We start from the raw sequence: 26,914 nt of genomic DNA on the forward strand, positions 1-26,914 counted from the left end.
GCTTAACGGAGAAACCACCATGCTGCGCAGTCTCGTTGTGTTGTCCCTGGCGTTGCTGCTAGGCGCCTGTTCGAGCAATAACGTCCAGCAGGATTTCGACGCCAGTCGCGATTTTGCCGGCTATCGCACCTGGGCCTGGCAGGAGCCGGCCTTGCAATACCGTCCGGACGATCCACGGATCAAGAGCGACCTTACTGAACAGCGGATTCGCCAGGCGGTCGAGCAGCAGCTCGATCAACGCGGCTTGCGCCTGGCCCAGGGTAACGCTCGCGCAGACCTCAAGGTGCGCGCCTACCTGATCGTCGAGCAGCGCCAGCAGCAGATCACCACCAACTATGGCGGCGGCTGGGGCGGTTACTGGGGTGGCTATTGGGGCGGGCCGATGTACAACGAAACGCGCAATGTCGACTACAAGGTCGCGACCATTCAGGTCGACATGTTCGACGGCCGCGATGACAAGCTGGTCTGGCGCGGCAGCGCCGAGCAGATCATGAACCGCTACCCGCCAAGCCCGCAAGAGCGTAACCAGGCGATTCAGAAGACCGTCGACCAGGTCCTCAGCCAGTATCCACCAGGCCGCGCCAAATAGCCCTGAGCGCCACAGGTTCGCCTGTGGCGCACCACGCGCTGCCATCAAGGCAACTCGCCATCATCTTGACTACACTCCTGGCACCGCCGCCACGCTGCATGGCTGAAGGTCGGCAAAGGAGTGCCTGTGGGTACGCGTTCTGCCCTGCGCCAACGCGGCGCAATCGGCCTGATGGCGGCGATGACGCTCGGCCTGGCGTTGCTGTTTCTATTGTTGCTAGTCGACAGCGGCCGGCTCTATCTTGAGCAACGCAAGTCGCAGCGGGTTGCCGACATGGCGGCGCTGGAAGCCGCCGGCCAATCCGCCGTGTGCACGGGCAGCGGCCCACAAGCCAGCGCCATTGCCCGCGCTGCGGCGACCCGCAACGGCCACTTGCCGGAGGATCCGCTGCAGGCGCTTTGTGGCTACCTGCAGACCGGCGCCCACAGCGTGCGCGCCTTTACCAGCAACAATGCCCGTGCCGAAGTGATCAAGGTTGATGTCAGCCATACGGTCACTACCAGCATTGCCGGCGGCGTGTTCGCGCTGGTGCGCAACGGCCAGCTGCCAGCCACCTCGACCTTGCGCGCCAGCGCCGTAGCGGCCAAGCCCCTCCCCGCCCAGGCCATGCTGCGCATTCGCACGACCCTGGTAAATCTCGATTCGCGCCAGTCGGGATTGCTCAATGGCCTGTTGAGTGCGCTTGGGAGTAGTACGCAACTCAGCCTCGTCGGCTGGCAGGGTATCGCCGACACAGACATCAACCTGCTCAAATACCTCGATCAGTTGGCCATCGACCTCAAGGTCAATGCCGGCGACTATCAGCAACTGCTCAACGCAGACGCCACCCTGAGCCAGTTACTCAACGCCGCCGCCAAGGTCTTGCAGCAAGGCGGCGCTGCAGCGGATGTAGTGACCAACCTGGGCAATCTGGCGGCCGGCAGCGCCAACGGTACCCTGCTCAATCTGGGCGAACTGCTGAACATTCAGAACGGCACCGCCCAAGCCGGCCTGGATGCGAACGTCCAGTTGCTGCAACTGGTGCAGGGGGTGATCCAGCTGGCCGCCAGGGACAGCGCGGTAACCGCCGATCTGCCGCTCAGCGTGCTGGGGCTGCTCAACGGCCGCGTGCGCATCAAGGTGATCGAGCCGCAGCAGATCTCGGCAATCGGCGACCCGAGCAAGGATCAACTGGCTGTCCACACTGCGCAGATCCGGGCACTGATCTCCCTTGACCTGCCCCTGCTGGGTGGCATCGCCGGGCTGCTCAATGCAGTGCTCGACCTGGCGGCGCCGTTGACCAATATCCTCAACAATCTGCTCAGCCTCAATCTGTCCGGCACGCTGCAATCGGTAGGCTGCGCGCTCGGGATACCGTGCAAGGTCAGCGACATCAAACTGCTCGAAGACAAGCTGCACATCGACATCGGCCTGGAAGTGGCCGAGGCCAGCGCGATGCTCACGCCCACTGCGGCGGATGCGTTCAGTTGCTCACCCAAGAGCCTGAAAACAGCGTCGCGCAAATCAGCGGTAAAAATCGCGGTCGGCAAATTCGATACCCCTGAGACCTTCTTCACCCAAGGCACCACAGCAGTCAAGGCGCTGCCGCTGATCGACATCGGTACCAACTATTGCAGCCGCCTGCTGATCCTGCCGCCCTCGTGCGGCACCCGGGTGCCGTATGCCGGTGGCGGCATCGGTGTGCGGGTCAACAGCAAGGTCCTCGGCAGCGGCCCGCTGGACCTGCCGTTGCTGTTCAAAGCCAGCAGCGAACCGCCGAACATCGGCCTGCCGCCGGCGTATCTGCCGCTGGCGGACACCTTGGTGGTCGCCAGCCTCAGCGATACCCTGATGGGGATTCATCTGGAGGCCTACAAGCCCACCAGCAACAGCGGCCTGGGCGACATTCTGGTGCTGACCGCCGGCCTGCTCGACGGCGTCAAGCTGCTGCTGGAGCCGGTGATCAAAAGCCTGCTCAGCCCCCTCCTTGATCCGTTGGTCAACGCCCTGCTGAAGGTACTCGGGATCGACCTCAACAACGCGGCCGTAGGTGCCAACCTGACCTGCGCCGGGGGCCGCGCTCAGCTGATGCTGTGACATGGCAGGCGCATACAGAAACAGGCACCGTCGCCCTGGTTGCTCACCTGCAGGCTGCCGCCCATGGCGCTGACGATGCCATGACTGACCGACAGGCCAAGGCCGGTACCGACGCCGGCAGGCTTGGTGGTGAAGAACGGCTCAAAGATGCGCTCATGCAGCTGGGGATCGATGCCGCCGCCATTATCCTGCACCCACAGCACCACGCTGCCCGGCTCAAGGCTCTGGTGCAGGCTGATCGCCGCGTCGCGCCGCCCCAGCCCGAGCAATGCATCGCGGGCGTTGACCAGCAGGTTGATCAACACCTGTTCGAGCTGATCTTGATGGCCAAGCACTTGCGGCTGCTCATCTGGCACGCTGACCTGCACGCTCACGCCTTTGCCGCGCAGGCCTTCATCGAGCAACGCCACCGCAGCGGTCACTGCGGCCCAGGCCGGGAACCACTCGCGCTCTACTTCCGAGCGCCGGCCGAACACGCGCATATGGTCAACCAGCCGCGCCACGCGATCGGTCTGCGCCTCGATTCGGCGCAGCTTCTCCAACAGATAGTCGGTCTCGGCCAGGCCGTTTTCCACTCGCTTGATGGTGTTGACGGTGGCCATCCGGATGACATTGAGCGGCTGATTGATCTCGTGCAGCAGGCCGGTCGCCAGTTCACCCAAGGTCGCCATCTTGGCCCCTTGCAGCAGTTGCAGCTGGCTGCGCCGCACTTCGGTGTTGTCGCGCCCGACGGCCTGGATTTCCAGCAATTGGCCGTGCTCGTCGAACAGGCCGCGGTCGGCCCAGATCCACCAGGCGTGCTCGCGGCCGGGCAGCTGCAGACAGATTTCGCTGCTGCTCAGCGGCTGCTCCGGGGTCAGCTGCCGCAGCCGCTCGACAAACGCTGCGCGCTGCGCCGGCGACAACCACTGCCCCAGATCCATCCCTACCAGTTGCTCCGGCGTGCATTGCAGGTAGTCGGCCAGTGGCCGGTTGCCGAACATCAGGCTCAGGTCAGGCCGGTAGCGGCAGATCATCGCAGGCGAGTCTTCTACCAGCACCCGATAGCGCTCTTCGCTCAGGCGCACGCGCTCAGCCGCTTCGGTGGCCTCGCTGACATCCAGCCACAGGCCGACCACTTCCAGCGGCTGGCCGAGGTCATCACGCAGCAAGCGCGCTTCATCAAGAATCCAGTGATAACCGCCGCGGCTGTCGCGCAGGCGCACGCGGCAGCGGGCCTGGCCCTCGCGCAGCAGGTCGCGGGTGCGTTGCAACCACAGCGCATGATCATCCGGGTGCACGGCCAGGCCAGGCTGGCGCGCCTGCTCGCTGTCGGCCGCCCAGCCAAGCATGGGCTGCAAGCTGGCGCTGAAGAATTCACTGTGCAGCGCGCCGTCGCTGCAGCGCTGCACATAGATCACTGCCGGCGAGCTGGCGATCAGGTTTTCCAGCCGGGCCCGCGCGGCGCTGGTTTGCAGCTCCTGGGCCTTGAGCGCACTGACGTCGAGGATGAAGCCGCGCAACTGGCGGCCCTGCAATTGCCCTGCCCAATGCAACCACCGCAGTGCTTCAGTGCCCAGCAGGCGTAGGCTAACGCTCAGCTCGCGGCCCGCCCAGGCTTGCTCAAGCGCCAACTGCACCGGTTCGCGGTCGGCCGGATGCAGCCGCGCCAACCATTGCTCCAGGCTCACTTGCGCAGGCAGCTCAAGGCTGGCGGCAAGGCCTGGGTCGAGCTGCAGCGGGCCATGCAGCGACCACTCCCACCAACCCGCGCCCAACTGCTGCTGCAACTGCTGCAGATGCCGCGCCTGATGCACACTGCGCGCTTGGTGCAGGTGGCCCAGCAGCGGTTGCAGCAGCGCCTGCATCAAGGCCTGTGCTGGCTCGCCGTGCAGCGGCGTGGCGACGCCTGCGCACAGCAGCCAGGCTTGCACCTGCGGCCCTTGCCGATAAGGCAGCAGGCATAGGCCGGGGTCGGCACACAGCGCCTGCAACTCGGCAGACGCAGGGCCATCGAGCAAGCCCTGCGCGGGCAACTGCGCCAACCACGGCTGCAAACGGCTGGGGTCAGGCCAGGGCCAGGTTGCGTCACTGCGGGCGTAGCTGCGCCACTGTTGATCGTCGCAGAGTAACAACTGCAGCGAGGCCGCTTGCCAGTACTCGGCCAGGCGCTGCAGTTGTTCGCTGACGGTTTGCTGCAGATGCGCTTCACTGCAGTCGCGCAGGGCACGGCTGATGTCGGCTGCAAGCTGCTGCTCGACCTGTTGCTGCTGCGTGCTGGCGTGTTCGTGCAGCAGGTCACCGATATCGAACAGCTGCAGCATCCAGCCCTCGCTCTGGCGCAGCAGCCAGCCGCGGGTGTGCAATGGCTGGCCAAGCACGCCATGAAAATCCAGGTCCAGTGGCTGCCCTTGCCAATCGGCCGGCGCCCCTTCGATCGCCAGCCAGCTGCGCCGCTGCAGGTAATCGTGCAGTCGCCCAGCGCCCGGCGCGGGCAAAGCGAGCACGCTGCGCAGCGGGCCGGCCAGGCGCAATACCCGCGCTTGATCGTCCAGCCAGACCTGCAAGCCGATCGGCATCGCTGGGTGATAGTCTGCGGCCGGCTCGGCCGCCGTGCGCCAACGATCGAACAGGCCGCTCATAATTGCAGGCTCGCTTCGGCCTTGAGCCGCGCCGGCAGGCGCGGCACCTCGCCGATCAAGGGCAAGCGCAGCACCGGCACCAACGCGGTCAGGCGCTCACGGGGATAGTCGATGGTCACCGTCAGCAGCTTGTTCGCCGCCAGGCTGACCTGGGCATCGGTGGCCGAGCGAAAACCCAGCGCCGCCGGCATCCACGCCAGTTGCTGGTCGATGGCCTGACGGGCAACGTTTTGCACATCACTGGCATACGAGGCACTGGTGGGGTCCAGGGCCACACAGCGGCGTACCGCCTCGCTGCTGGCCTGATTGAACGATTGCAGCATGAGCATCGGTAGCGCATAGCTGACCAGCCCATAGAACACTGCAAAAAACACCATGAATACAGCGACAAATTCGATGGCTGCTGCGCCTTTTTGCCGTCCCGCCGGGCCTGCTTGCATGTTCGCGTCTACCCTGACTATGAAACCTGCCTCTGAGCATAGAAGTGTTCAACGAATAGGGATGGCGATTTGCCAATGCACAGCATAGTTGTCTTGATGTGGCTGGCCTTGTGTACTGAACAGGATGTCCGTGAACGGCAGATCTCCAACACGCTCACCCTGGGCGTGGCTGCCTGCGCCCTGGCCTGGCTGTTCGCCACCGGCCAGAGCTGGATCGGCGCCGATGCCAGTGAAGCCGGCTGGGCCCTGGCCATCGTCATGCTGTTGACCTTGCCCGGCTATATGCTCGGGCGCTTCGGCGCGGGCGACGTCAAGCTGATGGGCGCCCTGGCTCTGGCCACCAGTCATTACTACGTACTCGGCACCTTCATCGGCGCCGGCGTGGCTGTGTTGTTCTGGCTGCTGACGCGTCGGCGGTTGTGGAGCCTGCTCAACCCCAAAGTGAAAAAACGCCTGCAGACCCTCGCCGAACAGGTTGGCGACAAGCAGCCATTTGCCCCTTACGTGCTGGTCGGCTTCCTCTTGGCATCTGTATGGATCCAATAGCGCGACCTGCTGTCGCATAAGTTGTACAGGCTTTGTACATAATCACGAGGTCGGACTACTGTCCATAGCGTGAGCATGTCTGGCATGGGAGCGGCAAATGTTGAACAGGGAGTTGAGCGTGAGCAAATCGGTAAGCGAGGTGAAGGTGCTGGTAGTCGACGACCAGCCGGTAATCGTCGAAGAGCTGTGTGAGTTTCTCGAGAATCAAGGCTACACCTGTTTTGCCGCCCACTCGACGGCGGAGGCGCTGGAGCACTTTCAGGCCGACGATGGCATTGGCCTGGTCCTCAGCGACCTGCACATGCCGGAGCGCGATGGTATCGAGCTGATGCGCGCCCTGAAGGAGCTGGCCGGACGCCAGCGTATGTTCGAGGCAATCATGCTGACCGGCCGCGCCGACAAGCAGGACGTCATCCGCGCCCTGCGCGAAGGCTTTGCCGACTACTACCAAAAACCCATGGACCTCAACGAGCTGCTGGCCGGCGTGCGCCGGCAGGAACAGGCCCTGCTTGAGCGGCGGCGCAACTTCCGCGAGCTGGGCACCTTGAATGAGCGTCTGCAGTACCTGGCCGACTCGATCGATGACCTTTATCAGGACCTGGAAAAAGCCCGCGGCCAAGGCGTTCACCGCCGCGCCGGCGATGCACCAGAAGGCGAAAGCGAGCTGCCAGCCGTGTTCGACAAGCTCTCGCCGCGCCAGCTTGAAGTGGCCAAGCTGGTGAGCAAGGGCAAGACCAATTACCAGATTGCCTGCGAGCTGGGCATCACCGAAAACACGGTAAAACTGTACGTGTCGCAGGCGCTGCGCCTGACCCACATGCATAACCGTACCCAACTGGCCCTGGCGCTGACGCCGCGGGCATCACCGCTGCATCAGCGCTTCACCACCCACTAGTTTTTCTCGGAGCTGACCTTCTCCCAGCGGAAGAAGTCCGGGATCTGATACTTGTAGCTGTCCAGCCAGCGCTGCATGGACTGGTCGCGTTCGCGAGCAGTCTGCTGCTGGGGCCTGCTCGAGGCCTGCTGATTGCTCGACTGCACCCGCAGCAGTGCTTCGGTGGCAGTCTCGGCTGGCGGCGGATAGGTGGTTTCAGCCGCCAACGCGTCAATTGGGAAGGCGATGCAGGCAAGCAGGATCAACGATTTGAGCATGACGACTGTCTCCATATAGGCCGGTTGCCAGCGCCGCTGGCGTTAGCGATCAGCTGACTGGCGCCCGCGCAATGGCCTGCAATTGCTTGGCCCGCGCCTGGGCCTCGGCGAACTGCTGCGGCTTGAGGCGCAACCGGGCGACCAGATCAGCCGCCTGCTGCCAGTTGTCCTGCAGCAGCGACAAGGTCACCAGGTTGACTGCCGGCAGCTGGTTGTCGTCCTTGAGCTCCAGCGCCGTGAGAAACTCGAAGCGGGCCTGTTCATGCCGGCCCAGACTCATCAGCACCACGCCCAGGTCATTGCGCACCTTTTCATCGGTCGGTGCCAGGCGCACGGCACGCTGCAGGTTCTGCAGCGCCTGCACATCATCGCCGCGGGCCGAGGCCAACTGGCCCAGACCATGTTCGCCCTCGGCCGCCAGGCAGCCGCCGAGCAGGCTGTGGTACAACGGCTCGGCTTCGCTGCGACCAAGCAGGCGCGACACCTTGGCTTTGCGCAGGCGCACCTGGGCAAAGCTGTCAGGCAGCTCCTGCAGGTGCGCCAGGCTCGCGTGCGGGCGGCCTTCATTGAGCATTTCATCGGCAAGGTTGAGCGCCAGTTGCTGGTCAGCGTCCGGCTTGGCGCAACCGCCGCTGCCGAGCATCTGTGCCAAGCTGCCAGGCGCCTGTCCGGCGCAACCACTCAGGGCGAGCACGCCCAGCAGTACCATCAATCGCTTCATCAGCCCTCCCCTCACGAGCCCAATGCCCGTGCCAACGCAGTCAAACCCGGCCCCGCCAGCACGATCAGCAAGGCCGGGAACAGAAACACCATCATCACTGCCGACATCTTCGCCGACATCTTCGATACACGCTCTTGCAGGCGTGTCAGGCGCCGGTCATCGAGCAGGTTTTTCAGTGCCAGCAGTGACTTCAACGCACCGCTGCCCTGTACCAGCAGTTGGCGCAGAATCACGCAGGTGTCGCTGAACTCGTCGACAGCCAGCAGGTTGGCGGTTTTCTCCAGCTCGCCAGCCAAGGTCAGGCCGGAGTCGACCCGTTGCAGAATCAGGCGCAACTCTTCGCTGATCTGCGGCACCAGCGTGCGGCCTTCCTGGCTCAACACCCGTAGCGCCTGCTCGACGGTCAGCCCGGTCTCGAAGAGGATGCGCAGCAACGGGATCAGCAAGCTGATTTCATGGGCGATCCGCTGCTGACGACGCGCGGCGGCCACCGCCAGGAATCGCTTGGGCAGCAGATAACCCATGCCCAACGCGCACAGCGGCAGCACCAGCCAGTGGCCAGCCCAAACCCCGTCCACGCCATGCTGAAGCAGCAGCGCCAACACCACCGCCAGCAGCGGCAGACCCAGTTGCACCGCCGCAAACAGTGCGCGCTGGCGGCTGCGGCGCCAGCCCAGGCGATCGAGCAAGGTCTGGGTTTCGCCATCGAGCTTTTGCAGGCGCCGGCCCAGGCCAGTGCTACCCAGCCATTGCAGCCAGTCACCAAAACGCTCTTGCCGTGCCAACTGGCCCTGCAAGCGCCGGGCAATCAGCAAGCGCGTGCGCAGCCGGCGCAGCAACTGCGCAGCCAGCAGCCCGCAGCCGGCCAACAGGCACAGCGCGCACAGCAGCCAGGCCGCGCTCACAGGCTCCTCATCATGCGCCACAACACCAGGCAGCCGAGCAACTGCAGGGCAAATGCCAGCAACAACAGCATCTGGCCCTGACTGTCGCGCCACATGCCCAGCAGGTAACTGGGATTACCGACCAAGAAATAGCCGACCATGGTCAGCGGCAGCGCGCCGAGAATGCATGCCGTCACGCGGGTTTCGCCGGTCATTGCCTTGAGCTGGCGTGCACCCTGCTCACGCTCGCGAATCAACTTGATCAGGTTTTCCATCAGCTCGCTGGCATTGCCGCCGTACTGCTGATTGATGCGCAGGCCCATGGCAAACAGGCGCAGCTCGGCCTGGTCGTACAGCTCGGCCAGCTCGCTCACGGCAACGTCCAGGCTCACCCCCAGGCGCACATTGCGGCGTACCCGCTGCATGGCCGACTGCAACGGCTCGCGCGTACCATCGATACCGCCGAGCACAGCGTCATTGAGCGTGCGGCCGGCCTTCAGGCTGCGCACGCTGTAGTCGAGCAGGCCGGGCAGTTGCTCGATGATCAAACGCACCCGGCGCCGATAACGCCAGCTCAGGTACAGCCGACCCAGCACAGGCACACTCAGCGCAAGCATCAGTGCCGCCGTCCAGCCCGCTGCCAGTTGCGCGACGATCACCCCGGCCAGCCAGCCCAGCAGCCACGGCTTGGGGTTGAACTGCGCGGTGTCGAAACCTGCGCGTTGCAGCAGCGGATCAAACCAGTCGCGGCGGGCCTTGCCGCTGCGCACAAGGCTAAAAGCGCGGCCCAGGCGCAGCAACGTGCGCTCTTCGCCGCGCTTGTACAGGCCCTGGCGCAACAGCAGCAGTGCCACCCCCAGCAGCAGGGGCGACAGGGCCAGCAGCAGCGCCCCGCTCACAGCACACCGTCGTTGCGCAGCTTGGCCCCGGCGGGGTTCGGCGCATCGCGCAAGAACACATCGCCGCCGCGCCGGTCGAGGCGGAACAGGGTGTTGGTGACGTAGACGTCGTCGCGCACCCCGACCACTTCCAGCACCTCGCTGACACAGCGCCGGCCATCGGCCAGGCGGGTCAGCTGGATGACCACGTCGAGCGCGGCGCAGATCATCTGGCGCAGGGTCTTCTCGGCAATCTGCCGACCACTCAGGCCGACCAGCGTCTCCAGCCGCAGCAAGGCGTCCTGGGCGGTGTTGGCGTGCACCGTGCTCATCGAGCCGTCATGCCCGGTGTTCATCGCGGTCAGCACGTCGAGCACTTCGCCGCCCCGGATCTCGCCAAGCAGGATGCGGTCCGGGCGCATGCGCAGGGCGTTGCGGATCAGCTCGCTGGACTTGATCTCGCCATGCCCTTCGACATTCGGCGGGCGCGTCTCCAGGCGCACCACATGGGGGTGATGCAATTGCAGTTCGGCCACATCCTCGATGGTCACCAGACGCTCCTGCGGGGCGATCATCTGGCTGAGGATATTCAGCAGGGTGGTCTTGCCGGTACCGGTACCGCCGCTGACGAGGATATTGCAGCGCCGGCCCACCGCCCGTTCGAGGAAGTCGAAGATGGCCTGGTCAATGGCCCGAGTGGCAAGCAGGTCGGCGCCCTTGAGCATGTCGCTGCGAAACTTGCGAATCGACAGGCACGGCCCGTCCAACGCCACCGGCGGGATAATCGCGTTGACCCGACTGCCATCCGGCAGGCGCGCATCAACCATTGGCGATGATTCATCCAGGCGCCGCCCGAGTGGCGCAAGAATGCGCTGCATGACCCGCTCGACATGCTGCGCATCGATGAAGCGCAGGTCGGTCAATTGCAGCAAACCGGCGCGTTCGACAAATACCCGGTGCGGCCCGTTGACCAGAATTTCGGTCACGCTGGGGTCGCGCAGCAGTACCTCCAGCGGGCCATATCCGGTCAGCTCATCGACCAGTTCCTCGGCCATGCGCTCCATTTCATAACGCGAAAGGGCCAGGCGCAGGCGCGCGACATAGTCGCCGACCTGCTCGTAGACGAAATGGGTCAGCGCCGGTCGGGCGCCTTCGAGCAGGCTGCGGCCGCTGTCTTCGATGCTGTCGATCACATGCCGGTGCAGTGCGCGCTTGAGCGCCTGCGGTTCAGCTGCAGCATGGCGTGGCCCGCCGAACAGTTCGTCGCCGCTCATTTGCTCCACCACAGGCGGCGCAGCCAGGTCAGGGACGGTCGCTCAAGGCTCTCGGAGCGATGCGCCAGGCGCTCGCCAAGGCTGTGCAAGGCTTGCGTGAGGGCCTCGCGCGGGGCCAGCTCGAACAGGCTCAAGCCCTGATTCTTGGCATTCAGGCGCAGCTCCGGGCTGTACGGCAGTACCTTGAGCAGCGGCAAGCCATAGCGCTTGGCCAGGGCATCGGCATCCGGCGCCAGGTTGCGCAGGTAGCAGTCGACCAGCAGGCTGGCGTGCTCCAGCTTGATGCCGCGGTCGCGCCATTGATCGAGCACTTCCAGGTTGCGCCGGCAGTCGAGGATGTTCTGGTCGGTATACACGATCAGCTTGTCGCAGTGGCTGATGATGGTGCGCAGGGCTTCGCTGTCGGCCTGCCCGGTCAGGTTGACGACGATATGCTGAAAGTGCTGGCGCAAGGCGCTGAGCAGCATGTACAGCTCGGCGGCGCTGGTATTGCGCAAGGGCTCGTCGGTGTCGGCGTAGGCCAGAATGCGCAGACCGCTGTTGTCACGGCTAAACGCGCTGTCGATCAATGAGGTGTCGAGGCGCCGCAGGTGGCGCAAGGCGTCGCCAAAAAAGAACGAGGCTTCCAGCCCGAGCAGCGCCAGGCTGTCGCCACGCGGCAGGCCCAGGTCGAGCAGCAGGGTCTGCTGGCCGCTGTCTTGGACTACCCGCGCCAGATGGGTGGTGAGCAAGGCACCGTCCGCTCCACGCTGAGCACCATAGAGCACAGTGAGGCCGCCCAGGCTGGGGTTGCTGGACACCGCCGGCAGACGTTTGCCGAGGCGCCGCACCAGCCCGGCAACTTCACTCGAGCGCGAGCCGTAGGCAACGAAGTCGCGCGCCCCGGCGCGCATGGCGTGCAACACCAGCTGGTTGTCCATGCCGTCGCCAAGGGCAACGATGGCCAGCATCGGCTTGGCCTCGAGTACGCCTTCGATCAGCGCGCACTGGTTGACCAACTGCTCACGGTCCAGGCCGATGAACACCAGGTTGCTGAAGGTCACGTCGACCAGTGCCAGCAGTTCATCGAGGCTGCCGCCGCTGGCGCCGATGACCTGGCCGAGCGGTGCCAAGGCGACCTGCAACCAGTGCAGGTCTTCTTCATTGCGGGTGATCGCCAGGTAGGTCTGATTGAGGCTGTCAGTCATCGTGATAACCCGCTACGGCCGTCGAAGTTGCCGTTTTCCATGAAAAACAAGCGTCCCCAGCTGGGGTCGTAACTGCGCAGACTTTCGCCGGGCAGCTCCGGCAGTCGGGCGTTGGCGGCCAGGGGCTGGACCAGATGGGGGGTGACGATCATCAGCAGTTCGGTCTCTTCACGCACCAGTGCCGACTGACGAAAGAACGCACCAAGCACAGGCAGGTTGCCGAGCCCTGGCAGCTTGTCTACAGAGGAGCGGGTATTACTGCTGACCAGCCCGCTGATGATGAAGCTCTCGCCATCGGCCAGCGAAATGCTGGTGTCGGTACGCCGCACACTCAGCCCGGGCACCAAGGTACCAGCGATATTCACGGCATTGTTGTAGTCCAGCTCGCTGACCTCGGGTGCCACTTTGAGGGTGATGCGATCACGGCTGACCACCGTCGGCGTCAGCGCCAGACGCACGCCGAACTCCTTGTACTCGATCGACACGTTGTCGCTGCCGGCGCTCGGCACCGGGATAGGGATTTCGCCACCGGCGAGAAAACTTGCGGTCAGGCCGCTGAGCACGGTCAGGCTGGGACGGGCCAGGGTGTAGGCGAACCCGCTGTTTTCCAGCGCGCTGATGGCTGCCAGAAAGCGGCTGCTGCCGCCACCCCAGACGATGTTGAAGACATTGTCGTTGAGCGGGATCAGCGGCCGCGCCACCGGCACGTTGCCGGGCGAGACATTGACGCCCGGCACACTGCCTGGCGAGCCGATCAGGCTGTTGTTCGATCCACTGAAGAACAACCGCGCACCGGCTTCCTTGTATTTGCTGCGATGCACTTCGACAAAGCGGATGTCGGCCTGTACCTGGATCGGCAGTTGCTCATCCTGCGAGGGCAGCGCCATGTCCACCGAGGCACTGCCTTTGACGAACAACATCGCTCGGTGCGGCGCCGCCGCGCAGGCAGTCCACAGCATCAGGCTGGTACTGCCAGGCGCCAGCGCCGTCAGCAATACCGCGCGCGGGCCGCTGGCCTGCACGTCGGCCACCTTGGGTTCGCCGACGGCCACCCGGCTGATGGCCAGCGGCAGACGCAGCTCCTGCTGCAGGCCTTGGTCCATCTCGATCACCGAGGGCAACTCGGCCACCGCGGCACAGCCTTTGTCAGCCGCTTGTGCACAAGGCGCGGCGCCGAGCAGCGTCAACGCCAGGCACAACGGAGTGAATAACCGCGAGGAACTACGCATGGCTGCATCCTTGCTGGGTCAGGGGGTGTCTGCTGGCGCTTGGTTGTGGGCACCACGAATAATCTGCATGCCGGCCACAGCGCCGCTGGGCGCGGCCTTGGCTGGCGGCACCTGCGACAACTGACTGAACCGGAACAGCTCGCGGTTGGCGCTTTGCAACTGTGACTCGGCCTGGCGCTCGGCCCAGTAGCCGGCCAGCAGCTGCTCATCGGCACTGCGCACTGCCAGGCGCAAGGTGCCGGCCTGAGCGGCGAGCATCAGCCGACTGGCCAGCGCCTCGGGCACGGCCAGGGCCACGGTGCGCGTGCCACCCGTGCCCAGCGCATCGCGCCGCGCCTGCTGCTCATCGGCGCTTTGCGCAGGTCGGCCGTCATTGGCCAGGCCGGTCTGGTCACCGACGCTGAGCACCCGCAGCGCGGGCAGCACGACTTGCGCCGACGCCTGTGGGTTGTTGTTTTCTTCGCGCAGAAACAGCAGCACATCGACGTAATCGCCCGGGCGCAACTGCCCTGCCGCGCCGATCACATCGTCTACCGCCAACGCGACGGCGCGCTCATGTCGACGGATCATCCGCGCCAGCGGGCCACCGCTCTGAAAGCTTTGTTCATCCAGCCACAAGCCCTGCGGCAAGGGTCGCGTGCTGCTGCGCCCGAGCACTTGGTCGAGCTGGCTGAAGGCGCCAGCAGGGACTACCTGCAAACGCTCGATCAGCACATCTTCAGCGCTGAGTGGGGTATTGGCCGGGACCTGCCGAGCCATGATCACGATGGGGAAACGCGTAGGCTCCGGCACGGCTACGGGCGCCGGAGCAGCAACTGGCGGCGCACTGGTCTCGACCACTGGCGGTGCGGCGACAGGCTCGGCCGGGCGGCTCAGCATCAGCCCCCAATAGCCGGCGAGCAGTGCTGCCAGCAGGAACAGACCGGCGAGGATCATGGTCAAGCGACTGCTCATTAACGCTCCCCTGTCCCTGGAAAACCATGATGGCCAAAAGTAACTATTTCGCTATTGCACGGTAGCGCAGAGCAGCTATTTCGCCATGAATGCGGGGGGAAATTTGCAGCCGACAAATTGACGCTGAACAAAAACAGGGATTTAGCGCAGCTGTTCAAACCTAATACTTTGTAGTTAACGCCTTCTTACATTTGCAGGTCTGCACAGTTTGACGATGCTCTGATGGCAAAGGGGTATCACTACACGCCGCGCCGCCACCGGCGCCCACCGCGCAAGGAGATGTGCCATGTTGCTGTTGAAGATCTATACCCGCTGCAAAACCTTTATCGAAAGCAAGGACGGCGCCTCGGGTATCGAGTACGCAGTGATCGCGGCGATGGTGGCCGTAGCGCTGGCGGCGTTCGTCACGCCGATATCGACCCAGGTAACGGCGTTGATGACGACCATCCAGACTGCGATTACCCGTTGAGTGGCCCAACCCTCAATTCTGCTGCGCACTCTCAAGCGACCAGGAGCGTTCCATGCTGACTTCTTCCTTGCGTCAACAGATTCTTCTGGTCGACGATGAGGAAGAGGCCCTGCTGGAGCTGGCCGAGTTGCTCGAGAACGAGGGGTTCACCTGCCATACCGCCAATTCGGTCAAGGCCGCGCTGGTGCTGCTCACCCAGCACCCGGACATGGCCCTGGTGATCACCGACCTGCGCATGCCCGAGGAGAACGGCATCGCCTTGATCAAACGCCTGCGCGATCACACGGCCCGCCAGCACCTGCCAGTGATCGTGATGTCCGGGCATGCCGATATGGACGATGTCAGCGACCTGCTGCGCCTGCATGTGCTGGACCTGTTCCGCAAGCCGATCTATCACGCCCGCCTGCTGGAAACTCTGGATAACCTGTTCCCCAAGCCACGCATGCAGTCGGTCGGCTAGCGCCGCGACCGATATACCTTCGATGACCCGTACGGCACGCTGATCAGCCCTCAGCCACCGGCATCCACCTGAAACTCCACCCGCGCCGTCTCGCCGCTTTCATCGAGCACGCTCAGTTCGACCCGCCCGACCTGCTCAAAGCGCACCAGCAGGCTGTCCTGACCGGAAGTTTCGCCAAGCGGCTGGCCGTTGCGGAACCACCAGCGTTGGCCACCACCGCCCAGCGCCGAGACATAGAATTGCAACGGCTCGCTGCTGGTCCTTGGGCGGCGCAGGTTATCGCCGTTGCGCACCCCGACGATCGACAGCGGCGGCGCGCTGGCGGGCACCTGCGGCGGGCAGCTCGGGTCAATTGTCGGCAGCCGGGCCGCACGCCGTTCGACCCGCGCCAGCCAAGGTTCCAGTGGCGCTGGCCAGAGCGCGATCTGTTGCGCCGCGGCACCTGGGCAACTGGCATCCACGCGCAACCCCTGCGGGTTGAGCCAGACCGTGTCGCGCAGGCCCAGGCCGAGCGGCTGGTCTGCCGCCTGCAAGGTCGGCGGCGTGGTGCCGTCGAGGGTCCAGGCGAAGCGCTGGCGCCGGCAGTTGTCGTCCTGGCGCGGCATGGGCTGGCCGAGCGGCCAGCAAATCGCGGCTACCCCGACCGACGCCGGCACCTGCTCCACCGGTGGGCGAATACCGCGCTGGCTGTCGCGGTTGCTCAGCAGGTCGTGCACTTGCAGCATCAGCGGCGCCGCCGAGGCCAGGCCGAACTGGCCAGGCACCGGGGTGCCATCCGGGCGGCCTATCCACACCCCGATCAGGTAGCGCGGGCCGACCCCGACCGACCAGGCATCCCGAAAGCCATAGCTGGTGCCGGTCTTCCAGGCCAGTTGCGGGCGCTGCACCAGTTCGGCGTGAGGATCGCGGTCGGGCCGTGCCTGGCCGCTGAGAATCCGCCGGATGATCCACGCCGCACCGGGCGACAACAGCCGCCGTTCGAGCAGCGGATCCTGTGGCTGCAGGCGCACCTGGGCACTCTGCCCGGCACGGGCCAGGGCTGCATAACCGCCGACCAGATCTTCCAGCCGGCTGCCGGCGCCACCGAGGATCAGCGACAGGTTGGGCTCGGCCAGTGGCGGCAGTATCAACGGCATACCGCCCATGCGCATCTGCGCGGCAAAGCGTTTGGGGCCGTAGGCTTCGAGCAGTTGCACGGCGGGCAGGTTGAGCGACAACGCCAGCGCCGAGCTGGCTGACACCGGGCCGCTGAAACCCATCGAGAAGTTGCCCGGCCTGTAGTCGCCATAGCGCCGCGGCACATCCTGCAGAAGGGATTCGGAATGGATCAGGCCGTCGTCCAGGGCCATGCCATACAGGAACGGTTTCAGGGTCGAGCCGGGCGAGCGCAGGGCGTGCACCATATCGACATGACCAAAGCGGCGGGCATCGCCGATGTCGATCGAGCCGATGTAGGCGCGGGTGGCCATGGTTTGTGTCTCGACCACCAGGATCGCCGCCGAGGTGCGCTCGGGCAGGCGTGCGCGCCAGCCCAGCAGCAAGTCTTCGAGCCGGCGCTGCAGCGAGGCATCCAGGGTGGTGCGGATCAGCGGCGGGCTGTTCGCCGTGTTCAGCCTCCGGGCCAGCAGCGGCGCCAGTGCCGGCTCCTGGCGCGGGGCGAGCAGCAGCGGCTCCTCACGGGCCTCGGCGACTTGCTGGGCTGACCATACCTGGTACTCGCCAAGGCGCTGCAAGACCTTGTCGCGGGCCTGCTGCGCACGCTGCGGATGACGGTCCGGGCGCAGCCGGCTGGGGGCCTGGGGCAGCACCGCAAGCAAGGCCGCTTCGGCTGGGGTGAGCTGTTTTGGCGACTTGCCCAGATAAGCCCAACTGGCCGCCGCCACGCCTTGCAGGGTGCCGCCAAAGGGCGCACGGTTCAGGTAGATCTGCAGGATCTGCTGCTTCGACAGGTGCCATTCCAGCTGTAAGGTGCGCCACAGTTGCCGCGACTTGCCGGCCAGGGTCCGCTCATGCGGATCGAGCAGGCGCGCTACCTGCATCGACAGGGTGCTGCCGCCGGACACCACGCGGCCGCCGCTAAGGTTGAGCCAGGCAGCCCGCGCCAGGGCCAGCGGGTTGACCCCGGGATGGCTATAGAACCAGCGGTCCTCGTAGGTCAGCAGCGCTTGCAGGTACAGCGGCGACACTTCATCGGGGCTGACCGGATAACGCCATACGCCATCGGCATCGGCAAAGCGCCAGAGCGGCGTACCGTCCTCGGCCAGGACTACCCGGGCAAGGTCGTCGGCCGGCATCGGCAGCGGCCAGATGCGATCGGCCAGCCACAGCAGGCCGACCAGCAGCAGTGCACCGGCAATACTGGTTTGCAATACACGCAGCGCACGACGGGGCGGGCGTATTAAGCTTGGCATGGGGAACCGACCTGGCCAGGTAATGGCCAAAGCCTTGGAATGATCATCAGGACGCGACTATGCATGTAGAAGGTTTTTTTGAATGGCTGGGGCAGGCACTGGGGGCGGTGATCCGCTTCATTGTCGATGGCTTGAGCGGGCTGTTCAATCTGCTGGCCAATGCCGGCGGCAATTTCATCGACGGGCTGGCGCGCACGCTGGGCATGGATACCTCGCTGGTCAGCATCCTCGCCTTGATCGTCGGTTTGCTGCTGTTGTACTCGGCAATCCGCGCGTTCATGCGCGCCTCGATCATCGCCGGGATCATCTGGCTGATCCTCGGCTTGTGGGTCATGAGCTGGATCATTCATTGACTGGAGATTGCCGGGAGGGCTGCGCCCTCCTTTCGCGACGCAAGGCCGCTCCTACAGATGACCGCGTCGCTCGGGCGTTACGCGGTCTGTGTCGCGAAAGGGCCGCGCAGCGGCCCCGGCGATCTCGAACGAGGCAAGAATCCCGCCTCAGCGCCCCTTAACCGTCATATCCCCCTGACTCTCACCCACCGCCTGCAGATTAGGTCGATACATCGACTCAACCTGCGGCGGCGGCACCCGGTAGGTACCCGGGGTCACGGCGCGGGCCAGGTACAACAGGTGGGTGGTGCCGTAGCTGTCCAGTTTCAGGGCAGCGACATAGCGGTCATCACGGTACTCCTGATGCACCACGCTGGCGTTCTGCATCGACTCGCGCCATTCCTTCACCGCACTGCTGGCGTTGTCCAGGCTGGCTGCGCTCTGCGCCAGGTTCTGGTTTTCCAGCTCAAGCCCCGCCGGCAGCAGGTCAACCACCAGTGCGTCCGGCACTTGGGTCGAGGCACGCAAGGCCAGGTGCACCAGCACCAGCTCACCGCTACGCAGATTGCGCAGATCCAGCGGCTGACCGTTCATGCCCAGGTACTCGCGGCGGATCTCCATACCGTTACTGCTGGCCGGCGGCGCTTGGCGCGGGTAACCGGACAGGGTCAGTTGCTGATAAAGGGTGTCGCTCCCCTGGTTCTGCAAGGTCAGCGGCGATGCCAGTAACGGCCCTTCGAGCTTCATCCCCGATTCGACGTTGTTGAACTCGCGCACCTCGCCGGCGCTGTCCAGCCGCGCCTGCCACTTGCCTTCAGGTTTACCCAGCAGGCCGCGGCCCGCGAGGAACAGCGCATTGCGCTCCTGGGTCGACAACCAGCGGTTGGCGGCCAGTTCGTCAGACAAGGCAAACAGGCGCTGATCGACCTGATTGGTGGCCAGGTTGTTTTCCTGGAGCAAGGCGAGGATCAACGCCTGGTCACGCACTGCACTGCCGTAGTCGGCCATCCAGCCCTTGCCGCGGCTGATCGCCAGGCCCGCTTGCAGCGCTTGCTGAGCACGTGGCTTGTCGCCCATCTTGTCCAGTGCCACGGCCAACTGCACCAGCGGCAGACCGGAACGGGCATCGCTCCGGCGCTCGAACACTGCGCGCAGGGCACCCAGCGGCGCCTGCTGACTGCGCGCCAGTACCAAGGCGGCGTAGGCTTGCACGGCAAAGCGGGTGTGCTCGGCGTTGTCGCTGTAGTTGACCTCGATCAGATTGCGCTCCTGCAAGTACCGCAGCAGCCGCTCGTTGGCCTTTTTCAGCGCTTCGGCCGGCACGCCATAGCCCTGCTCGCGAGCACGCAGGAGGAAGTCGGTGACGTAGGCAGTCAGCCAGTATTCTTCTTCACTGTCGGAGCTCCACAGGCCAAAGCCACCGTTGTAGCGTTGCATGCCCAACAGATGCTCGATGCCCATCTCGATCTTGCGCTTGCGCACATCGGCAGGCTCGCCCTTGATGCCGAGGCGCTTGAGACTTTCGGCATCGGCATAGAGCGACGGGTACAGGCCGCTGGTGGTCTGTTCCAGGCAACCATAGGGATAGGCCTCGAGCGCACGGATCTGCTCGGCCAGGTTCAGCGGCGGCCGGCTCGACAGGGCCAGGCTGGCCTCAAGACCGGCCGGCTCGAACTCAGCCAGATCGCTCTCCGGCAGGCTCCACGGCTGATCCTTGAGTGCCACGCGGTAGTGTTTGAGCATCGCCGGATAAGCCGGACGCACGCCCAGTTTCCACTCACGCTCAAAGCTGCTGGCGGCTTCACCCGGCAGTTGCAGGCCGTTGACGCGCACGCGCAGGGTGCCCTGGCCGAGACCGCCCAAGGCCTGCACCGGGATCATCAGAGTCTTGCGCTGGCCCTCGGCCAGGGCAACATTCTGCTGACTGCCGGCCGCCAGGCTCAACTGGCCTTCGCCGCTGAGTTCGACCGTCAGCTGCTGGGCGCGCCCGGACAGGTTGGCCAGATCCAGCGCCAGGCTGGTGCGGTCACCACCGGCGAGGAAGCGCGGTGCCGACAGCTCGGCGATCAGCGGCGCGGCGACCACGGTCTTGCCTTCGGCCATGCCGAACTGCTCGTCGCTCCAGGCCTGGGCCATGATCCGCAGTTCACCGTTGAAGTCGGGGATATCAACCGTTGCTTCGCCCTCGCCCTTGTCGTTGAGGGTCACCGGCAGGCTCTGCTGGGCAACGATGGTCACCGTGGTATTGGGCCGCTTGCCGCCCTTGGCCAGCGCGGCGTCACCACCAAAGGCCAGGCTGGCCAGACGGCCCTGCCCGGCTTCGATCAACTGGCCATAGATATCCAGTTGGTCAGCGCCATAGGCCTTGCGCCCGAACAGGCTGGCGAAAGGATCAGGGGTCTTGAAGTCGGTGATATTGAGGATGCCGACATCCACTGCGCTGAGCAGCACATGCACCTGTTTAGGCACGCTGCCGTCGGCAGCGGTAGCCTTGAACTTGACCGTCAAAGGCTGCTTGGGGCGCATCTTCTCAGGCGTCTGCAGGGTCAGGGCCAGCTTGCGCTCGGTCCGATCCAGTGGCATATGGAGCACGCCGACCGCCCGTTTTGGCGTGGCGTTGGCCTTGCGCTCACCTGGGCGAATCACCAGCGCACTGATGTACAGGTCGTGCCGCGCCCACTTCTTGTCCAACTGCACGTCGAAGGTCTTGCCTTCGGCGGGCACGTCGATTTCCTGCCACCACAGCGGCCCATCGCTGGATTCGATCATTAGGTAGCCGCTGCCGGCTGCAGGCGGCGTGACCGTCACCTTGGCCGTGGCGCCGTCGGCATAGGACGGTTTGTCCAGGGCGAGTTTGACCTGATCCGGGCGCACCGCGCCGCCTTCGGCGTTGTCCTGAGCGCGGTAACCGGCCCAGAAGCGTGCACTGGACACCAGCCCGGTCTGCGGGTCTTCAACCTCGACCCGGTAAGGGCCCCACTCGACCTGGAAGTTCAGCTTGGCGGTGGAGCCGGCTTTGACGCTGACGGTCTCTTCGCTCTGGGTCAGGTACTTCTCGTTGTAGTTGTAGCTCCAGCCGTCGCTCTGCGAGTAGTTCCAGTAGTAGTCGCGGCGCTCACGGATCAGCCGCACCTTGAGGTCGTCGGCGGCCAGCTTGGCACCGTTGCGGTCGGCTACCAGCACTTCGAATTCGACCGGGCCATCGCCATCGGTTTCTTCACCGTCGAACAAACCGCGCAGGCCAGGCAGGCGCTCGGCCGGCCAGATCGGTTGCTCAAGGCGGCGGGTAATCGGTCGGCCGCCGGACTCCTGCAGGCTGGCCTGCACACTCAACTGCAGCGGCGAACGGGCCTCGCTCCAGCGGCTTTCGATGTCGATGGTGGCCTTGCCGGCCTGGTCGAGGGTGACTTCGTCCAGCTCCAGATCCTGACTCAGCTCGGTTTCGGTGATCGACCCGAACTGGTAGCCGGGCAACGCCGGCACTGCTTCACGCAGCGGCCGCACGTAGGCCTGGCCACTGAGGCGGTTGCCCGCTGCCGGGGCGCCATACAGGTAGCGGCCATTGACTTTGATCTGCGCGGTCTGCTCAGGGCTCAGCGGCGTGGCGCTGCCCTTGAGTTCAAGCGCCAGACGCTCGGGCAGGAAGTCTTCGACGAGGATCTCGAAAACCTGCTTACGGCCACCGCCGAGATCGAGCAGCAACTGCCAGCGACCGGTCGGTGCCTCGCTCGCCAGCTGCAGCTGATATTGATAGAGGCCATTGGCATCGGCCTCCCAGACGAACTTGCGGCTGACCTGCTCATCCGGCCGGCGCACCTCGACGCTGACTGGCTGCGCCTTGACCGGCTTGCCATCCTGATCACGCAACAGGCCATTGAGCAGCACGGTCTCGCCCGGGCGATAGAGGTCACGCGGGCCGAACACGAAGAACTGCAGCGGGTTGGCCTGCGGCCCGGTGATGTCGAACTCGGCCAGGTCGAGGGCGGCGGTGTTGAGCCGCAATAGAGTGGTGTGCACGCCCTGGGTGGCGATCAGGGTATCGGCCTTGTCGGTGATCGGCAGCTGGGCATGGCCATCACTGTCGGTCTTGGCCTGAGCCAGCAGCTTGCCCTTGTCGTCGTGCAGTTCGAGGTTGACGCCACTGAGCGCCTTGCCGCCTTCCAGTGCCTGGGCGAACACATCCAGGCGGTCACGGTAACGGTGCGCCGAGACGCCGATATCACTCAGGGTGAACAGGGTTGCTGGCTGGGAATAGTCATAGGTGCCAGATGCACGCATCACCGCCAGGTATACGCCTGGCTCCTGCAGTGGCTTGATCCCGGCAATCGGCAGCAACACCGTCTCGCGGGTGTTGCGGGCAGGGTTGAGGTCGAAGCGCCCGCCGTAGACCAACTCGGCCATGTCCAGAGTTTCTTTGGACTGGTAATAGTACAGGCTGCTGTTGCGGCCCCAATTGGCCAAAAAGGTCGAGAGCATCTCCGGCTTGATGCGGAAGAACTCGACATCGACCTTGTCGACGTTCAAGGCAATCACCGGCAGGCCTTCGGCCAGGCGCGTCGGCAGCAACGAGCCACGGCTGGCAAAGCCGATGGTGGCCTGCATGTCGCGGGTTTCCAGGCGGCTGACCGACTCGGCCGCGAGGCTGTTGCCATTCACCGCGAGCAGGCCCTTGTCCAGGGTCAGCACCAGCTTGCGCTGCGGTTCAAGGTGGCGCAGGCGCAATTCCATCTGGTTGTCGGAAAGCTCCCAGGCGCCGTCCACCTTGCCTTTGACGGTGTCGACCAGGTGCACCTTGCTGGCGAAGTCCTGCTTGGCATCGAGCGGCGCCGAGAAACTGATCGACAGCGCGCTGGCGCCGTCGAGCTGGGTTTCCGAGACATCGAGCACGGTCAGCTCGCGGCCTGCGTAGCGCTTGGCGAGCACTGCCGGGTCTTCCCGTTTGGCGGCCTTGGCTTCGGCCGGGGCAGTTGCTGCAGGCTTTTCGACAGGGGCAGCGGTGTCCTTCGACGAGGAATCACAGGCACTGAGCAATGCCAGCGCGCAGGCCAGCAACAATCCTTTGTTGAACATGGAGAGAAGACTCTTGGGCAGCGTGTTCTTGAGGGCTGCAACTATAGCGCAACGGCCAGCGGCTTACCTGCTGTCGAGTGGTAACTGCGAGCTTGTTCGCACGGGCGGCCGGGCAGCTCGCTAGAATAGCCTCGGCGGCGCCACGCCAATCTCAGCTTTGATCGCAACAGGAGTCCGTATGCCCCCGCTGTCCGCCGACTGGCGCCACCGCCTGACCCACCGCAAGGTCTGGGCGCTGGCCGCACCGATGATCCTCTCAAACATCTCGGTGCCGTTGGTTGCATTGGTCGACAGCACGGTGATTGGCCACCTGCCGCATGCGCATCAGCTCGGCGCGGTGGCCGTGGGCGCGACCTTGTTCACCTTCATGGTGGGTTTGATGGGCTTCCTGCGCATGGGCTCCACGGGCTTCGCCGCCCAGGCCGCCGGGCGCAACGATGGCGCGGCGCTACGCCAAGTGCTGGTGCAGGGATTGCTGCTGGCGCTGGGTTTTGCCGCGCTGATCGGGGTGTTGGCACTGCCCTTCAGCCAACTGGCGTTGCAGGTAATCAACCCAAGTGCGGCGCTGCATCAATCCACCGAAGATTTCTTCCACACTCGATTGCTTGGCTTGCCGGCAGCCTTGGCCAGTTACGCCCTGGTCGGCTGGTTTCTCGGCACGCAGAACGCGCGCGCGCCGTTGGCGATCCTGCTGACCACCAACCTGCTCAACATCGTGCTCAATCTGTGGTTCGTGCTGGGCCTGGACTGGGGCGTGATTGGCTCGGCGCGGGCTTCGGTGATTTCCGAATGGAGCGCCGCCCTGCTCGGCCTGGCTCTGACCCGACCGGCGTTACGCCGCTATCCTGGGCAGCTCGCCTGGGCGGCGCTGCGCCGCTGGCAGGCCTGGCGGCCGCTGCTTTCGGTCAACCGCGATATCTTCCTGCGCAGCTTGGCGTTGCAGTTGGTATTCCTGCTGCTTACGGTGCAAGGCGCACGCCTCGGTGAAGCGACGGTGGCGGCCAATGCCCTGCTGCTCAATGGCCTGTTGCTGACTGCCTATGCCCTCGACGGCCTGGCCCATGCGGTTGAAGCGCTGTGCGGTCACGCCATCGGCGCCCGCGACCGGCAGACCCTGCGGCGCTCGCTGGTGGTCGCCGGTGGCTGGTCACTGCTTGTCAGTATTGGTTTTGCCGGGGTGTTTCTGCTCGGCGGGCACTTGTTCATCAACCTGCAAACCGACATCGCCAGCGTACGCGAGGCGGCCTATCCGTACCTGCCGTACCTGGCAGTGCTGCCGCTGATTGCCGTGTGGAGCTACTTGCTCGACGGCCTGTTCATCGGCGCGACCCGCGCGCGTGAGATGCGCAATGCGATGCTGCTGAGCTTGCTGCTGGCGGCGCCGTTGGCGTGGATGGCCAGCGGGTATGGCAATCATGGGTTATGGCTGGCGTTTCTTGGGTTCATGGCGTTGCGCGGGGTGACGCTGGGGTGGGTTGGCTGGCGGATGCAGCGAGAGGGGCGGTGGTTGGGGTGATTTAGGGCGATCTTTTCAACGGCCAGTTCGAGGATGGCCATATCCACTGGGGCGCTGGCCGAGTAAAGCTGGGGCCGCTCTGCGACCCCAAAGTCTCAGGTGCAGCAAAGGCTGCTAGCAGCCCCTTTTACACATCACGACGACAGGTACGAAGACCGGGTCAAGCCCAACCGCAGCGCATCCAGGTACTGGGTGCGTTCGCGGGCGGTGATCTTGGCGCTGGCGACCTTGTCGCGGTAGTGAGTCATCAACTCCTCCGGCGACAAGTGCACGTAGCGCAGCATGTCTTCGATGGTGTCATGGGTCTCGATACCGGCGTGGTAGGCGCTGCCGTCGGCGTTCTGGTAGATGTTCACCGAGTCGGTGTCACCGAACAGGTTGTGCATGTCACCGAGGATTTCCTGATAGGCACCGACCAGGAAGATCCCCAGCAGGTAGTCCTCACCCTCGTTGATACCATGCACCGGCAGGCTGGTTTCGATGCTTTGCTCGTCGACGTACTGGTTGATCTTGCCGTCCGAGTCGCAGGTCAGGTCCTGCAGCACGGCGCGGCGCAGCGGCTCTTCGTCCAGGCGGTGCAGCGGCAGGATCGGCAGTACCTGGCCAATCGCCCAGGTATCCGGCAGGCTCTGGAACACCGAGAAGTTGCAGATGTACTTGTCGGCGAGCTTGTCGTTGAGTTCGTCGAGCACCTGGCGGTGCGAGCGCTGACGGGCCTTGAGCGAGTTGTGCAAGCGGCGGCACACGGCGAAGTAGCACTGCTCGGCGAGGGCCTTTTCCGACAGGGTGAGTTTACCGTCGGCATACTGCGCCGCCACGTCACCCATGTAGTGGGTGGCACGCCAGTAGGTCTCGGTGACCATCTCGATATCGGTTGGGCCGAGCAGGTCGACCAGCCATTGCACGGTCTCGGGCAGGGCTTCCTTGTTGTCGATGGTCGGCACTTCGTCGTTGTGCTTCTCGACGTCGGTCACCTGCACCACCAGCATCGCGTGGTGCGCGGTCAGGGCACGGCCGCTTTCGGAAAAGATGTGCGGATGCGGCAGGCCCTGCGCATCGCAGAACTCCTTGAGCATTCCCACCACGACGGCGGCGTAGTCGTCGATGTCATAGTTGATCGAGCTGGCATTGCGCGAGTGGGTGCCGTCGTAGTCGACCCCAAGGCCACCGCCAACGTCGATATGATCGACCGGCAAGCCCAGTGAACGCAGCTCGCCGTAATAACGGATCGCTTCCTTGAAGCCATGCTGGTAGTCGGCCAGGTTGGCGATCTGCGAACCCATATGGAAGTGCAGCAGGCGGATGCCCTGGTCCAGTCCGGCAGCGCGGAAGCGCTCGACCACTGACAGCAACTGCGCCGCCGACAGACCGAACTTGGACTTCTCACCGCCGGTGTCGGCCCACTTGCTCGATGCCAGCGACGACAGGCGTACGCGCAAGCCGACCTGTGGCTTGACCTTGAGCTCGGCAGCCTCTTCGATCACCAGCGCGACCTCGGACTCCTTTTCGATAACGATGAATACGTTATGACCAAGCTTCTGGCCCATCAGCGCGAGGCGGATGAACTCACGGTCCTTGTAGCCGTTGCAGACGATGGTGCCGCCCTTCGGCGCCAGCGCCAGCACCGCCAGCAGCTCTGGCTTGGAGCCGGCTTCAAGGCCGATCGATACGTTCTGGGTGGCGATGATGTTCTCGACAACCGCTTCCTGCTGGTTGACCTTGATCGGGTACAGAGCGGTGTACTCGCTCTGGTATTCCAGGCGCGCGATGTTGGCGTCGAAAGCGCCGGTCAACTGGCGGACGCGGTCTTGCAGGATGTCCGGGAAACGCACCAGCAATGGCAGCGAAAGGCCACTCTGACGCAGCTCGTCAACCTGTTCGAAGAGGTCGATGGGGGCACTGTCGGGGCCGTTGGGGCGCACTTCGACGCGCCCGGCTTCATTGATGGCGAAATAACCAGCGCCCCAATGGCGGATGCCATAAACACTGCGGCTGTCGGCCACGGTCCACTGGCTACCATCGTCTTTGCGTGTGCGTCGTACGGACATTCAAGTCCCCTGTAGATAAGTCGAAGACACTGCCTTGGCGACAAGGCGACGGCAGTG

The 26,914-nt window shown here is 64.7% G+C and carries 21 protein-coding genes; 8 read left to right on the top strand and 13 right to left on the bottom strand.

The window, feature by feature from the left end:
- The first annotated feature begins 19 nt into the window (after positions 1-19).
- On the top strand, positions 20-589 hold the full coding sequence (locus tag HU736_RS14445; protein WP_186700564.1) for a DUF4136 domain-containing protein: 570 nt from the start codon (positions 20-22) through the stop codon (positions 587-589).
- Positions 590-715: 126 nt separating this feature from the next.
- Positions 716-2,665, top strand: a complete 1,950-nt coding sequence (locus HU736_RS14450) for a pilus assembly protein TadG-related protein (protein ID WP_367615295.1) — start codon at positions 716-718, stop codon at positions 2,663-2,665.
- Here HU736_RS14450 and HU736_RS14455 read toward each other — a convergent pair.
- Both HU736_RS14455 and HU736_RS14460 read right to left on the bottom strand, forming a co-directional pair.
- A complete protein-coding gene (locus tag HU736_RS14455) occupies positions 2,650-5,286 on the bottom strand; it encodes a PAS domain-containing sensor histidine kinase (protein WP_186700565.1) in 2,637 nt (878 codons plus the stop codon). The genes HU736_RS14450 and HU736_RS14455 overlap by 16 nt on opposite strands.
- On the bottom strand, positions 5,283-5,726 hold the full coding sequence (locus HU736_RS14460; RefSeq protein WP_103435925.1) for a TadE/TadG family type IV pilus assembly protein: 444 nt from the start codon (positions 5,724-5,726) through the stop codon (positions 5,283-5,285). The genes HU736_RS14455 and HU736_RS14460 overlap by 4 nt, the downstream gene beginning before the upstream one ends.
- A gap of 75 nt (positions 5,727-5,801) precedes the next feature.
- Between HU736_RS14460 and HU736_RS14465 the strand changes: the two genes are divergently transcribed.
- The gene (locus HU736_RS14465; protein ID WP_186700566.1) at positions 5,802-6,272 is read left to right on the top strand and encodes an A24 family peptidase; all 471 of its coding nucleotides are present in this window, start codon (positions 5,802-5,804) and stop codon (positions 6,270-6,272) included.
- A gap of 97 nt (positions 6,273-6,369) precedes the next feature.
- Entirely contained in the window at positions 6,370-7,167 is a 798-nt protein-coding gene (locus HU736_RS14470; RefSeq protein WP_186700567.1) for a response regulator transcription factor, read from the top strand.
- Here HU736_RS14470 and HU736_RS14475 read toward each other — a convergent pair.
- The 8 genes from HU736_RS14475 to cpaB are packed head-to-tail and all read right to left on the bottom strand — an operon-like array spanning position 7,164 to position 14,551.
- Positions 7,164-7,424, bottom strand: coding sequence for a DUF3613 domain-containing protein (locus HU736_RS14475; protein WP_101316124.1), 261 nt, complete (start codon positions 7,422-7,424; stop codon positions 7,164-7,166). The genes HU736_RS14470 and HU736_RS14475 overlap by 4 nt on opposite strands.
- Positions 7,425-7,473: 49 nt before the next feature.
- A complete protein-coding gene (locus HU736_RS14480) occupies positions 7,474-8,145 on the bottom strand; it encodes a tetratricopeptide repeat protein (RefSeq protein ID WP_186700568.1) in 672 nt (223 codons plus the stop codon).
- Positions 8,146-8,156: 11 nt separating this feature from the next.
- Complete coding sequence (locus HU736_RS14485) at positions 8,157-9,050, bottom strand: type II secretion system F family protein (RefSeq protein WP_186700569.1); 894 nt, start codon at positions 9,048-9,050, stop codon at positions 8,157-8,159.
- Complete coding sequence (locus HU736_RS14490; protein WP_103435921.1) at positions 9,047-9,928, bottom strand: type II secretion system F family protein; 882 nt, start codon at positions 9,926-9,928, stop codon at positions 9,047-9,049. The genes HU736_RS14485 and HU736_RS14490 overlap by 4 nt, the downstream gene beginning before the upstream one ends.
- Positions 9,925-11,181, bottom strand: a complete 1,257-nt coding sequence (locus HU736_RS14495) for a TadA family conjugal transfer-associated ATPase (RefSeq protein ID WP_186700571.1) — start codon at positions 11,179-11,181, stop codon at positions 9,925-9,927. The genes HU736_RS14490 and HU736_RS14495 overlap by 4 nt, the downstream gene beginning before the upstream one ends.
- Entirely contained in the window at positions 11,178-12,368 is a 1,191-nt protein-coding gene (locus tag HU736_RS14500; RefSeq protein WP_186700573.1) for a CpaE/TadZ family protein, read from the bottom strand. Before HU736_RS14500 ends, HU736_RS14495 begins: the two co-directional genes overlap by 4 nt.
- Positions 12,365-13,597, bottom strand: coding sequence for a type II and III secretion system protein family protein (locus tag HU736_RS14505; protein ID WP_186700575.1), 1,233 nt, complete (start codon positions 13,595-13,597; stop codon positions 12,365-12,367). The genes HU736_RS14500 and HU736_RS14505 overlap by 4 nt, the downstream gene beginning before the upstream one ends.
- 18 nt (positions 13,598-13,615) lie before the next feature.
- Positions 13,616-14,551 carry a Flp pilus assembly protein CpaB gene (gene cpaB, locus HU736_RS14510; RefSeq protein ID WP_103435917.1) on the bottom strand — a complete coding sequence of 312 codons (936 nt, stop codon included), beginning with the start codon at positions 14,549-14,551 and terminating at the stop codon, positions 13,616-13,618.
- A 286-nt stretch (positions 14,552-14,837) separates the two neighbouring features.
- Here cpaB and HU736_RS14515 point away from each other — a divergent pair, with 286 nt between their 5' ends.
- Both HU736_RS14515 and HU736_RS14520 read left to right on the top strand, forming a co-directional pair.
- Positions 14,838-15,020: a Flp family type IVb pilin gene (locus HU736_RS14515; RefSeq protein WP_101316110.1), complete on the top strand. Its 183-nt coding sequence runs from the start codon at positions 14,838-14,840 to the stop codon at positions 15,018-15,020.
- Positions 15,021-15,072: 52 nt separating this feature from the next.
- The gene (locus HU736_RS14520) at positions 15,073-15,480 is read left to right on the top strand and encodes a response regulator (protein ID WP_101316108.1); all 408 of its coding nucleotides are present in this window, start codon (positions 15,073-15,075) and stop codon (positions 15,478-15,480) included.
- Between the two features lie 50 nt (positions 15,481-15,530).
- Here HU736_RS14520 and pbpC read toward each other — a convergent pair whose 3' ends face one another.
- A complete protein-coding gene (gene pbpC, locus HU736_RS14525) occupies positions 15,531-17,891 on the bottom strand; it encodes a peptidoglycan glycosyltransferase PbpC (RefSeq protein ID WP_186700578.1) in 2,361 nt (786 codons plus the stop codon).
- Between the two features lie 59 nt (positions 17,892-17,950).
- On the opposite strand from pbpC, the gene HU736_RS14530 reads away from it, so the two are divergent.
- Positions 17,951-18,244 carry a hypothetical protein gene (locus tag HU736_RS14530; RefSeq protein ID WP_186700579.1) on the top strand — a complete coding sequence of 98 codons (294 nt, stop codon included), beginning with the start codon at positions 17,951-17,953 and terminating at the stop codon, positions 18,242-18,244.
- Between the two features lie 147 nt (positions 18,245-18,391).
- Here the strand turns inward: HU736_RS14530 and HU736_RS14535 are convergent, their stop codons facing one another.
- On the bottom strand, positions 18,392-23,293 hold the full coding sequence (locus tag HU736_RS14535; protein WP_186700580.1) for an alpha-2-macroglobulin family protein: 4,902 nt from the start codon (positions 23,291-23,293) through the stop codon (positions 18,392-18,394).
- 178 nt (positions 23,294-23,471) lie between these two features.
- Between HU736_RS14535 and HU736_RS14540 the strand changes: the two genes are divergently transcribed.
- Positions 23,472-24,809, top strand: coding sequence for an MATE family efflux transporter (locus HU736_RS14540; RefSeq protein WP_186700581.1), 1,338 nt, complete (start codon positions 23,472-23,474; stop codon positions 24,807-24,809).
- Positions 24,810-24,943: 134 nt separating this feature from the next.
- Here the strand turns inward: HU736_RS14540 and speA are convergent, their stop codons facing one another.
- Entirely contained in the window at positions 24,944-26,857 is a 1,914-nt protein-coding gene (gene speA, locus HU736_RS14545; protein WP_101316098.1) for an arginine decarboxylase, read from the bottom strand.
- Between the last annotated feature and the right edge of the window lie 57 nt (positions 26,858-26,914).

The sequence above is a fragment of the Pseudomonas shirazensis genome (genome assembly GCF_014268785.2).
Lineage (GTDB): Bacteria > Pseudomonadota > Gammaproteobacteria > Pseudomonadales > Pseudomonadaceae > Aquipseudomonas > Aquipseudomonas shirazensis.